General features: G+C 33.1%; 12 protein-coding genes and 1 tRNA gene. 7 read left to right on the forward strand and 6 right to left on the reverse strand.

Going from position 1 to position 16,145, the window contains the following annotated elements:
- Positions 1 to 65 precede the first annotated feature (65 nt).
- From IPJ91_01750 to IPJ91_01760, 3 genes are all read left to right on the forward strand, one after another.
- Complete coding sequence (locus tag IPJ91_01750) at positions 66 to 6,566, forward strand: RHS repeat-associated core domain-containing protein (protein QQR93864.1); 6,501 nt, start codon at positions 66 to 68, stop codon at positions 6,564 to 6,566.
- Between the two features lie 45 nt (positions 6,567 to 6,611).
- Positions 6,612 to 7,364: a hypothetical protein gene (locus IPJ91_01755; protein QQR93865.1), complete on the forward strand. Its 753-nt coding sequence runs from the start codon at positions 6,612 to 6,614 to the stop codon at positions 7,362 to 7,364.
- Positions 7,365 to 7,441: 77 nt separating this feature from the next.
- Positions 7,442 to 7,514: transfer RNA gene (locus IPJ91_01760), tRNA-Val, on the forward strand.
- Positions 7,515 to 7,587: 73 nt separating this feature from the next.
- Here IPJ91_01760 and IPJ91_01765 read toward each other — a convergent pair.
- A complete protein-coding gene (locus IPJ91_01765; protein QQR93866.1) occupies positions 7,588 to 7,917 on the reverse strand; it encodes an MscL family protein in 330 nt (109 codons plus the stop codon).
- Positions 7,918 to 8,043: 126 nt separating this feature from the next.
- On the opposite strand from IPJ91_01765, the gene IPJ91_01770 reads away from it, so the two are divergent.
- The 3 genes from IPJ91_01770 to IPJ91_01780 all read left to right on the forward strand — a co-directional run bounded on the left by IPJ91_01770 (position 8,044) and on the right by IPJ91_01780 (position 11,451).
- The gene (locus IPJ91_01770; protein ID QQR93867.1) at positions 8,044 to 8,355 is read left to right on the forward strand and encodes a hypothetical protein; all 312 of its coding nucleotides are present in this window, start codon (positions 8,044 to 8,046) and stop codon (positions 8,353 to 8,355) included.
- Positions 8,356 to 8,503: 148 nt separating this feature from the next.
- Entirely contained in the window at positions 8,504 to 10,402 is a 1,899-nt protein-coding gene (locus IPJ91_01775) for a threonine--tRNA ligase (protein ID QQR93887.1), read from the forward strand.
- A 14-nt stretch (positions 10,403 to 10,416) separates the two neighbouring features.
- Entirely contained in the window at positions 10,417 to 11,451 is a 1,035-nt protein-coding gene (locus IPJ91_01780) for a DHH family phosphoesterase (protein QQR93868.1), read from the forward strand.
- A gap of 58 nt (positions 11,452 to 11,509) precedes the next feature.
- On the opposite strand, the gene IPJ91_01785 is transcribed toward IPJ91_01780, so the two are convergent.
- The 4 genes from IPJ91_01785 to IPJ91_01800 all read right to left on the reverse strand — a co-directional run bounded on the left by IPJ91_01785 (position 11,510) and on the right by IPJ91_01800 (position 14,872).
- Positions 11,510 to 12,295 carry an ABC transporter permease gene (locus IPJ91_01785; protein QQR93869.1) on the reverse strand — a complete coding sequence of 262 codons (786 nt, stop codon included), beginning with the start codon at positions 12,293 to 12,295 and terminating at the stop codon, positions 11,510 to 11,512.
- A gap of 14 nt (positions 12,296 to 12,309) precedes the next feature.
- Positions 12,310 to 13,089, reverse strand: a complete 780-nt coding sequence (locus IPJ91_01790) for an ATP-binding cassette domain-containing protein (protein ID QQR93870.1) — start codon at positions 13,087 to 13,089, stop codon at positions 12,310 to 12,312.
- Between the two features lie 105 nt (positions 13,090 to 13,194).
- Positions 13,195 to 13,809 (reverse strand): hypothetical protein, encoded by a 615-nt coding sequence (locus tag IPJ91_01795; GenBank protein ID QQR93871.1) that lies wholly within the window; start codon positions 13,807 to 13,809, stop codon positions 13,195 to 13,197.
- Positions 13,810 to 13,951: 142 nt separating this feature from the next.
- Positions 13,952 to 14,872, reverse strand: a complete 921-nt coding sequence (locus IPJ91_01800; GenBank protein QQR93872.1) for a HAMP domain-containing histidine kinase — start codon at positions 14,870 to 14,872, stop codon at positions 13,952 to 13,954.
- Between the two features lie 80 nt (positions 14,873 to 14,952).
- Between IPJ91_01800 and IPJ91_01805 the strand changes: the two genes are divergently transcribed.
- Positions 14,953 to 15,357, forward strand: a complete 405-nt coding sequence (locus IPJ91_01805) for a doxx family protein (GenBank protein QQR93873.1) — start codon at positions 14,953 to 14,955, stop codon at positions 15,355 to 15,357.
- A 168-nt stretch (positions 15,358 to 15,525) separates the two neighbouring features.
- Here the strand turns inward: IPJ91_01805 and IPJ91_01810 are convergent, their stop codons facing one another.
- Complete coding sequence (locus IPJ91_01810; GenBank protein QQR93874.1) at positions 15,526 to 15,876, reverse strand: RNA-binding protein; 351 nt, start codon at positions 15,874 to 15,876, stop codon at positions 15,526 to 15,528.
- Positions 15,877 to 16,145 lie beyond the last annotated feature (269 nt).

Here is a 16,145-nt window from a genome sequence, read left to right on the forward strand (position 1 = left end):
ATATTTTTATCTTTCAAATTGACTAACATTTAAGATATTTAATAATTATTTAATTAAATTTAATAATGTCTAACATTAAAACAAAAAACAAACTTATAGTCGGATTATCACTCATTATTATTTCACTACTAATAGCTATCATTACATTTGTAGCTATAAGGACCGATATTGATCCAAATCGAACGAAAGCAAGCACCAATGCAGCTGGCAATTGGTCTATTGAGAATATAAATTCTGGGTTGCTCAAAGGAGAAGAGCTTGAAAATTATCTTACAAAAGAATCAAATTATGTAAAGGACGTAGAATTACTTGATAAATATGAGGAAATCAAAACATTCGTCTTAAACACTAATGACTTATCTACCAAGAGACAAGCACTCGATCAAGTAGATGATTCATTTAAGGAAGATTTGTTGGATAGGTTTGGTATAAACTTCGATAACAATCTTGATGCAAATATAAGTACTAATGCTAATGAAACACCTCAATCTAGCAGTGAAAGTAATGCAACAAGTCGTGCTGAAATATCAATCGAAGCCTCATCACTTGCATCTACTTCTAGCTTAGATTCTATCAATACAAAAGGATCTACTTCGGGTGCAAATACTGCAAAAGTTTCTGCAAATGGAAGTGTGTCTCCTAAAAGCATAACCACTGTAATGTCTAGACCTAGAGTACTCGATGAATCAAGTGTACAAGGAGAATCAGATGGACCAACAATAGGTAAAAGAAAATTACCAACTGTAGAAGGTATCGGAACTGACAAATTTACTGGAAACGCAACTGTTTCCTATCCTTTCGATATTCCTGCTGTGGTAGGAAATATTCCTTTATCTTTGTCTATAACTTATTCATCAAGAGCTATAGATGAGTTAAGATTGAATGCTCCAGAAAATGATATTGGAGCAATAAATTATCCTGATGGCAAGGGATGGAGAACAACGATCTTTGGAGAAACTGCTGCCCCATTAGGTTTAGGGTGGGAAATGTCTTCGTTAGGATCGATAACTATTGATAGTAATAATGACAAAGAGTTTATAATGAGTTTGAATGGAAAAAACATCAGAATACAAATGTATGATGGTAATCAATATAGAACTATTCCACAAAGTTCGCTAAAGATTGAAAGACTTAGTTTAGGAGCTTGGAAAATTACCGATACTGGAGGCACCGTTTACCAATTTGGCAGCTATGACAATGAGCTTCATGCCGACGGTACAAGAGAAAATAAAACCTTTCAAGATCCGCAGATTGATGTGAATTTACAAAGTGCAAATGAATATACTATCAAAGGTTACGTTGGATATGAAGGTACATATCATTGCGATAATGATACTCCAATAAAGTGGAATTTATCAAAAATGATTGATAACAATGGCAACAAGGCAGAGATAATATATGCGCAAAGAACAAGGCGCAAATTTGTAGAAAGAGAGGATTGCAATACAGACTATACAATCGGAACCAGACCTACTCAAATTTTATATAATTATATTCAAGCCGAACAAAAGTACCTAAATAAAATAGAATTTGAATATATTGATGTAAAAAATTCTACATCAAACCCAAAGGATATAAAACAGTTCTACTTAACGAATATAAAGAATTATACTGAAAATACTTTGATTTCAAGCTACAAACTCGAATATACTAGATCTTTTCCAAAGGATGACATAGAATTTAATTGCACTAAAGGAACTGATTTCGATGACATTTGTGAGCGTAATTCTCAAGAAACGAAAAAGGATAATATTCAGATTTTATTAACTCAAATTACTTACAAGGGACTAGATGGTCAAGGCGAACAAAGGCCATATAGATTTTGCTACACTAGTATGAGCGATGCTACATCTGAAGTATGTCAAGGCACTGATACAACTCAAAATAAAGAAAATGCAACTCCAAACGATATTTACTTGACGAAAGTTGATAATGGTTATGGAGGTTTGATAAATTATACTTATGAATACAAGGGGAAGGTCGATAGAATTTGTGGCATATATAGAGATGGGGAAAATTCACCTTGGCAGAAAGTATGTACTGATGCTGCAGGTGTAGTACCTGTACATAGATCAAAGAATACATACTCAAGTTATTATGTAGTCAAAACAGTTGTTGCAGATAATGGACAGGGACAATCAAAGAAAACAACTTATGAATATATAGGGATATCTGAAGCATATGGTGAACTTGAGCGTAAAATAGAACAAGGCCTTGTTGAATTTTCCAAAGTCAAGGATATGCAGTTTTTGGGTTATCCTGTAGCTAGAGCAAAAGTTGAAGATACAACCAATCATAAGCTTCTTTCGTATACGGAAGATAAAACTCATCTATCAATTGAGAATAGAAACCTTCCAACCGAAGCTGGATGCTTTATGCCAGATCCAAGGTATGGACAATCATATGAAACGAATATTTTGAATGAAAATGGTCAACTAGTTGGATATACAAAAAATAATATAGCTATACTTCCTAAGAAAAGCGATACTCCTGATAGCTTTCTACCAGAATCAGAAATTTACCTAGCTTGTACGCAGGAAAGAAGAAATCGTAGTACTCAGCAGGTATATACTAGATCTTCTGAATCCTCAATTGATGGGAAAAAAAGCAAGAACGAAACAGTATTTGATTTTGAAATACACCCAAGTGATAAATTTATTAACTTTGGCAATCCAGTAAAGCAATCAAACTTTGGCAATCCAGATCCAAATATTCCAGAAGATGATGTTTTTACATATATTTTTTACAAGCAAGATACTGAAACTGGTGCTGACTTATATATTAGAGAAAATTACACAAATCTTGTTACAATGTCCTTTAAGAGTAATGTGAACATACCAGTTACTACTAATTTCTTTAGGCAAGCACAAGATGATATTCCAAATAATCAAAAGTACGAATGGACCAAAATAGCTTATGATGAGAATTTAAACGCAATAAAAGGTATGCAAACTTCTCAGCTAGGTATTTTTGTTGGCAAAAGTATTGAAGATCCTAGCACACAAGTAAGTTTGAAATCTTCAACAGAATACAATTCAATTGGGTTGCCCAAAAAACAAGTGTCTCCTACAGGAGTTGTAACTACTATATATTATCATGATAAGTTTCTTTCAACTCCAGTATGTTCGGTTCAATGGAAGGATAATTCCAAACTGACTTGGGAACGATCAGTTGCTTGTGATATAAACAATAATAGAGATTCAAAAGTTGTTTCATCAATTAGTTACTTTGATAACTACAAAAATTTGTTGAGAGGACTGCCTGATAGAGTGTCTGACACGAATGGAGCTATAACCAAGTATGAATATGATGTATATGGAAGAGTCACAAAAGTTTTCAATCCAAGTAAAGAAAGCGGTAATTCGCAAGAAGTTGCAACAGCAGAAGCATATTATTATGATAATGAATCTCCAATGAGAACAAGAATAAAATATAGAATAGATGTTCGCTTGGAAAATAGCAACTTTGAGTCGAATTACTTAGTTTCCGATGAAATATTTGATGGATTTGGAAACAAAGTACAAAGCATTTCTTACAACAATGAAGATTCAGCTGGAAGTTATGCCATTGCTTCAATCGAGTACTTCAATGGCATCGGTCAGGTTGACATGAAGATTGACGGATTGCCAATTAGAAATTTACCTGTTCCTGATAAACCTACCTTGATATCTCAAAACCAGATAGATCAGAATAAAGACAAAGCAGTAATTACTGAAACAGTGTATGACTTCTTTTCGAGACCAAAGGAAGTAGAAATTACTTCTTTTGGTCCAAATGGTGAAGCCATATCAAATACTACAAAAACAGTATATACAAATTATCGTGTAGATACATTTTCAAATGCAAATGTGCAAACTAGAAATGAACTTCAAGGCCTGAAAACAATATCAACATCGTATCTTTGTGAAGTTGATGAAAACTGCACAGCAAACACACCCCAAGTAAAAGAAATATCAACAGTTATCATCAACAATGTACTTGGAAAGCCAGTTTCTGTAATTGATTCTAGAGGTCAAAAAGTGAAAGAATATATATACAATTCAGCAGGTATGGCCTTGTCAGAATGGGATATAGATAGAGAAACAACTCTTTATTATTATGATGATTATGGAAGATTGATTCGCTCTAGAGATGGATCAGGAAATATAAACGAAACTGAGTCCTTTGACACTTTAGGTCGTGTAACGAGTTCGGTCACAAAATTTCCTAACCAATCTATAGAATCAAGAACAAAAACAATTTTTGATCAGAAATATATAGGGAAAGTAGATAGCATTGAGTTTTTGAAAAATAATATAGTTTTGCAAAAACAGGAATATACATATGACAAGATTGGAGCTGTAAGTGAAAATATTACTACATACAATTTTGCAAATACCGCGATAAATGAACAATCAACAAGCATAAAAAAGACATTTGCAGTGACAGGAACAGGTTTGCCACTTCGAAACAAAACTGAGATAAATGGTGAAGTTGTTGATAATGTAACATATTATTACAAAAAGTTTGGAACACTAGCAAAGGTTTATGATGACATTACTAAGACAGATCTTGCAAAGGAAATAGATTATGACTATAGAAAGAATCTAACTTCAATCAAATTTGACAATGGGATAAGTATCAAAAACACTTATGATAACTCAGGAAGACTTTTGACAAAAGATGTACTTGGTAATCGCAATAATGATTCTTTATACAAAGAAGTCATGTCTTTTGACCTGACAACACAACTTTTGAATTCAGTACAAACTATTTACCCAAATCATAACTTTAGCTCAAACATATCTTATGATTCTTTTGGTAGATTACAAAACATAGAAGGTAACGAATATAGTGGAACATATACATTTGATGAATACAATAATTTACTACTGAAATTGGAATCTGAAAGCAAAGCAGGAGGTACAATTTCTGAAGCAGGAAATACCTTCTTCACATTGGCTTTCAATGGTGGAGATATAGACCCTTGTACGACTAATAACAGGTGGGGACCAAAATATAGGGAAATTACTGGATACAACAAGGATCAAAATGGTTGTTCATATCATGCATTAAGAGAAACTACTGTCAATGGAGAAAAAAGATACTACTTATATGATAATGAAGGCAATCCTGTAGGTGAATTCAGTGATCAAGGACAAAAACTACGAAGCTATGTCAATGATACTCAAGGCATGCCTATAGAAATAATAGATTATGATTTATCAGGGAACGAAGTTTTGCACGACAAGTATATATATGGGATGGGTAATAGTAGACTTGCGAAAATAGACACAAAATCAAATGCATATACCCTGTATTTAGGTGGTTATGAAAAGAATGTAGACGGAAATATGAAAGTTGAGACTATATCTATAGATTTTCCATTAGCAGCAGTTGTCAGAACTAGAGAAAATGGAGGCAATTGGCAAAAGAACTATACATATACAAATTATCAAGGAAGTACAGTATTTATAGCTGATCAAGCAGGTGCGTTGCTTGCAGAGTTTGAAGGTAATAACTACCTCAGGTATTTTGCATATGGGGCTCAGATAACGGATCAAGATATTGATAATTTGCCACGAGAGAATACCTATACGGGTCAAAAATATGATAGTAGTACAGAATTGATGTACTATAATGCAAGATACTATAATCCTCACACTGGTGTTTTCTTGCAGGTTGATCCTGTTGATGATGGATTGAATCACTATGCTTATGTAGGCGGAAATCCTATCATGAATGTAGATCCTGATGGAAAATGTGGTCCCTTTTGTATAGCCATAATGGAATTTTTTGCAAGACCTCATCGTGCAGGTGAGAATATTATTCATTTTAGTAAAGACAATTTCTATCAATTGCAAGCGTTTTTAGAAACCCATCCAGATGCAGATGTTTTTGTTGAAGAAGATACTTACATGGTGACTTATTTTGGTTACGAAAAAAATCCCACAATTGTTCGTGAGGGAATAAGCATTGCAGGTAATATAGCAGGAGATGGTGTTATTGGGAAAGGGCTTGGATTCATAAATCGAACACCATTCTTTGGAAATGCTAAGAAAGCAATAGCTAGTGTCGCTCAATCTCCACTAGAGACGATTATAGAAAAAGCACAATATTTCGTTACAAACAGTAGAAGCACTCAAATTGTTACAGAAGGTCTTGAAAATCTTGCTAATGGAATTAATGCAGATAAACAAATACGAAAGTTTTACAGTTATTTGAATGATAAGGGTGTAAAAGTTGTAACTGATAGTACAGGCTTTACTACTCTTGAAAATCAAATAAGAACAAAAGACGGTATAATGTATGTTCAGGAATCATTAATGGATGCCTTAAACAGGAAGGATGCAAGCGCTCAGCTTGAATTCTTGTATCATGGGCTCCATGATTTTTATGCTATTGTTTCAGATGAATTAATCGCAGGTAGAAATACACCTGGTAATGCATCTTTTATCCATTATGCAGATTACTTGTTTGAAAAGGCATATTCAGGTATCAACTCAGCAAACACCAGTAGCAAATTGGCTAGAGCGCGTAACACGATACTTCGTGAACTAGGAATTGATATTTATAAAAACAAGTAGATTAATAAATTAATAGTTATTTAAGATATACTTTTGTTAGTAATCATGTTCGAACTTACAGAAAGACAAAGACAACTCATAAATGCAGTTATTGAAATGTTCATGCAAACGGCAACACCCGTTGGCTCAGAGGAACTAAAAGATACCTACTCTTTTGATTTTTCTGCAGCAACTATCAGAAATGAATTAGCTGATCTTGCAAAAGAAGGTCTTCTTTTCAAAGAGCACTCCTCAGCTGGTAGAGTTCCAACAACTCTTGCTTGGAGATATTACATTACAGAAGTTCTGAATGAAACTCCTCAAGATGTGCTTAGTGAAATAGAGCATAGAAACAGAATCATACAAAATCGCTTTTCTATAGATAGGATAGTGAAAGAAGCAACTTCAAGTTTAGCAGAATATACGAACTACGCATCACTCGGAATTGTTAGAAATACAAACAGACAAAACCAGTACACACCTATATATCTTTCAGGCCTTGCAAATTTGATAGATCTACCCGAGTTTCATGATATAGAGAAATTCAAAACGCTGATACAACTTTTGGAAGATTCACACTCGCTAAACAAAATTTTTGATATGTCTAAAGTAAATAACGATATATCTATACTGATTGGAGAAGAAATGGGACTAACCGAATTGTCTCATGTCGCATTGGTATTTTCAAAGTTCCATATTGGGAAAAACGACAATGTGATTTTATCAGTTATAGGTCCTTCAAGGTTGAACTACTCAAAGGTAATTCCAGCAGTTAGAATGATGATGAAAAATGTACAAGAGGCTACTATGGGTTGGTAAATACATTGTTTGTATTGCAAGTTTTTTGTTCTGATGTATAATTCAAATGAAATTTTTTGATATTATATTTCGGAAATGGTCGCTTAGCTCAGTTGGTAGAGCATTTCATTGACGTTGAAAGGGTCAGAGGTTCGAATCCTCTAGCGACCATTTATATCATCATAAACGAAATACAAAAAAACTCCTATTTAGGAGCTTTTTTGTATAAACTAAACTATAAAGTTTATGCAGCTACAGTTTCTTCTGGAAAGAACTTATTCAAGAAAAATTTACCCATCATAAATACTACCCACATTACAGCCAAAAAGTTTATCAAAGCAACCAAGAAGTCGCCTACTGCTATATATTGACCTCCACCTAAATTGATCCCTATATTTGCTCCTGAACCTAAATTTACCAATTGCAGAAGTCTATTTACCAAAGGTTGAATCAAACTTGCAACCATAGCATCAACAAATGATTTCACAGCACCACCAGAAACTATACCTATAGCCATACCGACTACAGAAAATTTCTTGAGAAAATCCATAAATTCTTTTTTCATGTTTGACATGTTGTTTCGTGTTACTAGGTTTCTCCTAGTATAAAGTTAAGTTTGTATGAATATTATATGGTTTTCGATGTTTTGTCAATGATTTTTTGCTTGATAATTGCAAAAGTTGGATATATAATTTCGCGAATGGATCAAAATCAATTTGCTGATCTAAAAAGCATACTCGAAAGACAAGCGATAGCACTTGAAAATAATTCAAAAAATTATGAGAAGGCAGTTCAAGCTCAAGAAAAAGTTGCTAACTTATATAGAAAGAATATGCGAATTGGAGTTGTTATAGCGATTTTTGCTTTGGTACTTGTAATCTTTACTGTTTGTTTGTCTGCGATATTTCCAAACTTGTTCAACAACAGAAATAACTTCAATTTGAGAAATAGAATGATGGGATTGCAAAATTCTTTTTCAGCTACTGTTTCTACAACAACCCTTCGGGGTTAAATACTTCATTTTAAAAACGGTGAGTTTTCTTATGGTACTTAATTTGTACGTTCCAAAAATATTTATTTTTTTGTAAAATATTAGCAATATGTCAAACAACAATTCAAACCCACAACTCGAAATAAAACGACATTCACTCGAACATGTGATGGTTCTTGCTATGAAGCGAATATATGGACCAGATAATTTGCGACTTGGCGTTGGACCAGTTATAGAAAATGGCTTTTATCAAGATTTTGATATCCTTCCAGATAGGAAGGGGGACCACGAAGTGGTGGAAGGTTCAAACCCTCAGTCAGAAAGTGACAGCTCCCTAAAAGGGAACATCTCAGAAAAAGACTTTCCAAAAATTGAATCTGAAATGAAAAAGATAATTTCTGAAGGACTTTTCATGGTAAGAGCAGAAGTCCATATCAAAGAAGCTATAGAGTATTTTGAATCAAAAGGTCAAGTATACAAAGTTGAATTACTGAAAGATATTGACTCAAAAGGAAGTAGTAAAATGAACAATGAAGCTGAGGCAAATGCTGTTGCAAACTTGACTGATGCTGGCAAAGTTAGTTTTTATTATTTCACAAAGTCCCTTCATACTCCTGAACAAAGCTTTCAGAATGCTATAATTGCGAAAGAAGTAGAGCATATAGATCTTTGTCGTGGACCTCATGTTGCAAATACAAAAGATTTGAAGCATATGGCATTCAAATTAGATAGAATTGCAGGTTCATACTGGCGAGGTTCTGAGAAAAATCCAATGTTAACTAGAATTTATGCTGTTGCTTTTGAATCGCAAGAAGAACTTGATAATTATTACAAACTTCAAGAAGAAGCAAAAAAAAGAGATCATAGGGTGTTGGGAAAACAGCTCGGAATTTTTCATTTTAATGATAAAGTTGGTCCAGGACTTCCACTTTGGCTTCCAAATGGTGCAATCATTGTTGAAGAACTTGAAGCGCTAGCTAAAGAAACTGAACTTAAAGGTGGTTACAAGAGGGTTCGAACTCCACATATCACAAAAGAAGACTTGTATATAACGTCTGGACATTTGCCATATTATCAAGATAGTATGTATCCACCTATGGATTATGATGGTGAGAAATATTATCTTAAACCTATGAATTGTCCACATCACCATATGATTTTTGCAAGTAGTCAAAGAAGCTATAAAGAATTACCACTAAGACTTGCTGAATATGGACATTGTTATAGACACGAAGATTCTGGAGCACTTTTTGGTCTTATGCGAGTTAGATCACTTTGTATGAATGATGCTCATATTTATTGTACTGAAGAACAATTTGAATCTGAATTTGACGCTGTAAACAAAATGTATCTTTATTATTTCAAAATATTCGGAATTGACAAATATGTCATGAGATTATCACTTCATTCCAAAGATAAACTTGGACAAAAGTATGTAAATGAACCTGAACTGTGGATCAAAACTGAGGAAATGGTTCGAAATACATTCCAAAAATTAAATATACCTTATGTTGAAGTTGAAGACGAAGCAGCTTTTTATGGACCAAAGATTGATGTTCAAGTTTGGTCTGTGATCGGAAGAGAGTTTACACTTGCAACAAACCAAGTTGATTTTGCAGTTCCAGCAAGATTTGGATTGGAATATATAGATAAAGATGGTGAAAGAAAAACACCATTATGTATTCACAGAGCCCCACTTGGAACTCATGAAAGATTTATTGGCTTTTTGATTGAACATTTTGCGGGTAACTTTCCACTTTGGCTTTCACCTGTTCAAGTTGCAATTATTCCAATTTCAAATGAAAAACACGGAGAATATGCTATTAAAATTAAACAAGCATTACTAGAGAATGCAATACGAGTTGAAGTTTATGATGAGAACGAAACGCTAGGAAATAGAATTCGGAAAGCAAAAGAGATGAAAGTAAATTATATAGTTGTGGTTGGTGATAAAGAAATTGAAGCAAATTCACTCACTATTCGAAATCGAAAAGATGAACAAGTAAATATGAAAGTTGAGGAATTTATAAATAGTTTAACTGCTGAAGTTAAAGCAAAGAGATTATAAAAGTATATTAAAACATGCGAAACGACTTTATCTCAAAATTCAAAGATTTAGTTTCTAAGTCCAGCTCAATAGTCATCGTTCCTTCTGCAAGGATAGATTTGGACTGCATAGGTTCTGCGCAAATGATGAGAGAGGTGATTGAAGATTTGAATAACTCTTCGTTTGTGCAAATCTATGCTGACTTTCTAATTGATGAATATCACAAATTTATAGTAACTGAAGAATTTCATTTACTGTCAGAATCGAAGTTTGATTTATCCAACTTTGATCTAGCAATAATTGTTGACGGAAATGCAAATTCAATAACCAAACACAATAAAGACAAAACTTACAAATTGGCTAAAGATATAGTAATTCTCGATCATCACAACAAAGATGCTGACTCAGGTAGTCTCGAATTTATTGATACAGAGTATGCGAGCACTACAGAACTTATTTTTGAACTATTTCAAGATACAAAGTACTCGCAAAGTTATTATGAAAACGCACTTGTTGGAATTTTGGGTGACACTGCAAGTTTGAGATGGGCAAAGTCAAAAAGAACATTTGAAAACTTTTACAAAATTGTAGTTCATGTCGATAGAACAAAGTTTTTGTATGACAATTACTCAAAGTTTCTGGATCGTGAGTTGATGAATATAAAAAACATAGTTCAACAACATGTAAAGTTTGAGCCTAAGTATGATTTTGATTATTTGGTCATGTCACTTGCAAAGTTGAAAGAATTGAAAATTGAAAAGTCTAACTTTGACAAAGTCAAAGATATCATTTTTTTTGAATATCAATCACTTCGAGATTTCAATATGGTTTTATCTATAGTAGAAGCTCCAAATAATTATATATTTGTCTCTATTAGAACTAATAATTTAAAAGTTTTGAATGCTACAGATATTGTGGAACTAGTGAAAAGTAATTTTCTTAATGCTGATGGTGGTGGACACTTGAAGGCTGCAGGTTGCTATTTTCCGTCGAATGATTTTTTAGGTGATAGTGAGAAATTGCTAAGCTTACTTAAGAACTTTTTGGAGAAAGAGAACATAACTCAGTAACTTAGCTTAGACTTTAGAAACTAATTTGCACATTAGTTCGAACATTAGAATGACCGACTTATTTATTACGCTCCTTTCTGACAAACAAAGCAGTACCAAGTACTATAAAAATTACAGTCATTAGCACTACAACGCTTAAACTCAATTCCGTTGAAAATAAAACTAATTTTTGAGTCTCCAATGCCATACCCTTGTAATATATACTTCTTACTAAATCAACAGCGTAAGTCATAGGTGAGATTCTTGACAATACAAAGAGTAATGGTGGTAGATCTTTCACTACATTAAATACCCCAGCAAGAAAAAATTGTGGAAACATAAGAAGTGGGAATATTTGTTGTGCTGATTTTTGTGTGTTGAGAAGTGAAACTATTATCAATCCAAAACCTCCTCCCAACAGAGATATCAAAATCAAAAAAGGAAGTAATTGCAATAGTCTAGAAATATCTACAGGAATTCCAAGTAATGGTATAAGTATCATCTGAGCCAACATCATACAAAACGATACAGATGATTCACCTACTATCTTTCCTATGATAATTGCATATCTAGAGACAGGTGAAACAAATAGTTCTTGTGCGAAATCATTATCTCTATCTTCAAGCAAAGAAATAATTCCTTGACTTGTTGATTGAAACATTGTGTTTGTGATTGACCCAAGGAATGTGAAAAGTAAAAAGTTATATCCCAATATCGCTCCAAAATTTGCTTGATTTGATGTACCAAGTATACCAGTAAACACAAGTGGGAATATAAAGGCAAAAACCAATCTTCTTTTGTCTTTTACAAATTTTGTAAAATCTCTAGCAGCAACTGTGATTATTGTATTTACGAATTTTGACATTAAGTTTATTTTGATCAACAGTTAATAATTTCCAAATAAGCATCTTCCAAGCTTGGACCTTGTCTAATAATTTTTTTTGCTTCGTTAGAGAGCATACTTTTCATTTGAGAAGTATCACCGTCAAATGCAACTTTCCCCTTTTTCAATATAACTATATGATCAGCATTTTCAACTTCATCAAGATAATGTGTAGTCAAAAAAATAGTTATGTTTTTTTCTTTGCGGATTTGATTTAGATAATTCCACAATGATCTTCTCGAAGATGGATCAAGACCTGTAGTTGGTTCGTCTAAAAATAATACTTTGGGTTCATGCATCATTGAACGAACTATTTCCAATTTTCTCTTCATACCACCAGAGAAAGTTTTGATAGATTTGAAAAGTTCCTTGTGATCTAGATCTACAACTTCAAAAAGCTCATTGATTTTCGCTTTGTACGAATTTGGCATCAAAGCAAAAGTAGGTCTATAAGTTGTAACTCCATACAAAGAGGAATGAATCCGAATATTCTCTTCTGCTGTCAAGTTTTCATCAAGACTAGGTTTTTGAAAAATGATTCCAATTTTTTGTCGCACACTATCTTGATCTTTGTCTATATCAAGGTTATCAATTTTGACAACTCCAGATGTTTTTGACAAAATAGTAGTAAGTATCGAAATTGTCGTTGTCTTTCCAGCTCCATTTGGTCCAAGAAAAGCAAAAAACTCACCCTCCTTTACTTCAAACGACACATCATTAACCGCGATTTCGCTAGTTTTCTTAAATTTTTTGACTAGGTTTTCTACTTTGATCATAATATTTGAAATAAATGAGAAATTATTATAACAGAAAGTTAAAAATTTGCATAAAAAAAAGAGAGGCATAGCCTCTCTTAAAGTTTATTTGTTAGTATAAAAATATCAGTTTGACATTGACTGATTATTACGCATTGGACCATTGGCATCTTTCATCATACCTTGTTGTTTATCTCCATGATCTCTTGGTCCTCTCATCATGGGTCGGATATCTGCATCTCGCAGTGATGTTTGAAGTTCATCAAGCTGTGCTTGCGTGATGCCAAGATCTGCCAACATTTTTGCATCCATCTCAGATCTTGTTGATTCCATTTGTTGTCTCATTTCTTCCCTTGATAAAGATGTGTCTGTTTTTGTAATATCAGGTTTATTTGATTGTCTCCAATCTTCTATCTTTTTTGCTAGATCTGCTTGTTCTTGTGTCAAAGAACCGGCTTTGACTGCACTTGCCAATTCTGTATCAAGATTTTCTGACATTACCTCATGTCTTGACTCTTCAAAAGCATTTTTAAGCTCGTCTGATGAGACTTTCAAGCCTAACTTAGATACAACTTTCTCAAATACTGTTTGATCTGAAGGCATTTCGTCTGCATTTACAACTGAAAGTGCTAATGCTCCACCACCGAGTACCAAACCTCCGAGTGTAAGAGCTGTTACTGATGTTAGAAGTAATTTATTTTTGTTCATAAATGATAGTCCTACTTTCAAACTTATTGACATAGATCAAAACTATTTACAACAAGGTTCGCAAGTAGTAAAATTTGTTTGAGTTTGTATATTCTTGATAGTCTTGGGACTTATACTTGATTATCAAGAATACTTTTATTGTAGAATCTGTAAGTGAATTTTTTGTGAAGAGTTACTAGTTTTTGAAATTTATTTTTTGAATATATGACAAAGCACTTTTTTTCTCATTTTGAGATATATACTTCCAATTCCTAAGTCCGCAGTGATACTTGATAATCTCAGTACCTACTCCATAACCTTTTATTGATGTTGTATTTTCTCCGATAGAATTTTCAATTCGCAAGATCACCAACTCAAGCTCAAGGGTAATTCTCAGAAAACCATTTTGCATATTGTACTTGACAGCATTTTCAAGCATATTTCTCAATACTGCATAAAGACTAGTTCTGTTTGCATTGATCAAAAAGTCAGTTTGAACCAAGTTTTCAATATTCAAACTTCGTTCCTGGATAGTTCTAGAAAAATCTTTCAATACATAGTTTATAAAGTCGTGTAAGTAAATATCTTCAGTTTCAGTCTTATTTTCGTTAGTCAAAAGTTCAAGATACTTATTTGTCAAATTCTCCAATTTCTCAGATTCTTCTTTAATGCTTTGCATTTTCGATGAATCTTCAGATTCCGAAATCAGATTTATAGCTGTGATTGGAGTACGTAGTTCATGAGATGCAAACTTCAAAAACTTTTTTTGATTCTCTACATTCTTTTTAATTGGACTTAAGACTATACCTGAGACGAAGTAGGAAATAATTGCTCCGAACAATGATAACAATACTTGAAGTATAACTGTAGTTATTACAACTTTACTTTGTCTGGCTGCTATCTTTTCTTTGAATTCATCTTCAAATGCAGGTGCATTTTGATTGACCATATTTCTAAATCTCGGCAAATTTGCGATTCGAAACTCTTCGAATTCTCGTAAAAGAATATTTTCTCTAGTTAGAGAGATAATGTTTGTAATAAAAATAAGACTAAATATAGTCAAAAAGAAAACTCCAGCTATTTTCAACCTTGTTTTATGAAATTCTTGTTCCAACATTTTGTGCTTATAACTAAATTTGATGAAATAATGATGAATTTATATCACATTTTTTGTACAATTTCCTTGTGAGCAAAAATATGCAATTTATAAACTTATACATCAGAATTACATTGTTTGTAGTTTATGCTTACTTTGGAGTTTGGAAGATTTTTGGCTTAAGTCCAGCAGAAGCATTGGTAACAGAACTATACAACAAGACTTTGAGTAGCTTTTTGTCAATCGGAAGTTTTTTGGTAATTCTCGGAATTGTTGAAGTCTTGATTGGGATGGGATTTCTTCTGATTACAGGAAAATTTTTGAAACTTGTCATATGCATATTTTCTCTACATACGGTGACTACTTTCGCAACATTGGTGCTTTTGCCACATACAGCATTTTCTCCTTTCCCTATACCTACTCTAGTTGGGCAGTATGTGATCAAGAACCTTGCGTTGATTGGGCTAGTTTTAGTACTGCATAAGACAAATACCAGTTTGGAATGAAATGACACAATATTGCATCTTAACCATGTGGAGTAGATTCTGCCAAACCTATTAGGAACCATACTTCTTGTCAACTTTTCAACAACCTACATTACTTATTTAAATCATCACAAAAACAAAAAGGGTAGTCATGACGCTACCCTTTGATCTATTGTAACAAAAAAGAAATTAGTAACTTCTTCTAAATGAACCTCTGTTTCTATCTTGTCCGCCTCTATATCCACCATTAGAATTTCCACCAAAAGTTCTTCTTGGTCTATCTTCTCTTGGTTTTGAAATATTTACAACTATCTCTCTACCATCTAGATCTTTGCCATTCCACATATCTATTGCAGACTGGACATCAGAATTGTTCTTCATAGTAACGAAGCCAAATCCCTTTGATCGTCCTGACATATTATCTTTGATTACTTGTGCTGATTCTACTTCTCCTGCTTTTGAAAAAGCTTCTAGTAAGACATCATCTGTAGTGTTCCATGAAAGGTTTCCTACATATAGTTTATTGTTATTTGTATCCATAAAATTGAAAGTGAATATACAAAGTTCTTGTATACCCAAAGTTAAATAATAAAGTTATCAATGATATCCTAGAGCTTGCCATGAAGAAACGATAGAGAAATATTGAAAACCGAAAGCATTTTAACATATTAGCTTCCAAATGTATATCAAAAAAATTGTACTGCAGTAATTATCAGGTTACTTCTTTGCAATCAATCTAGATATTAGCCTATTAGAAGTAACAAGAAAGTTGCAATTTTGCAGAGTGTGCTTGCAGTATAGATAATATA

It is taken from the genome of bacterium, from assembly GCA_016699595.1.
In the GTDB taxonomy this organism is placed as follows: domain Bacteria; phylum Patescibacteriota; class Dojkabacteria.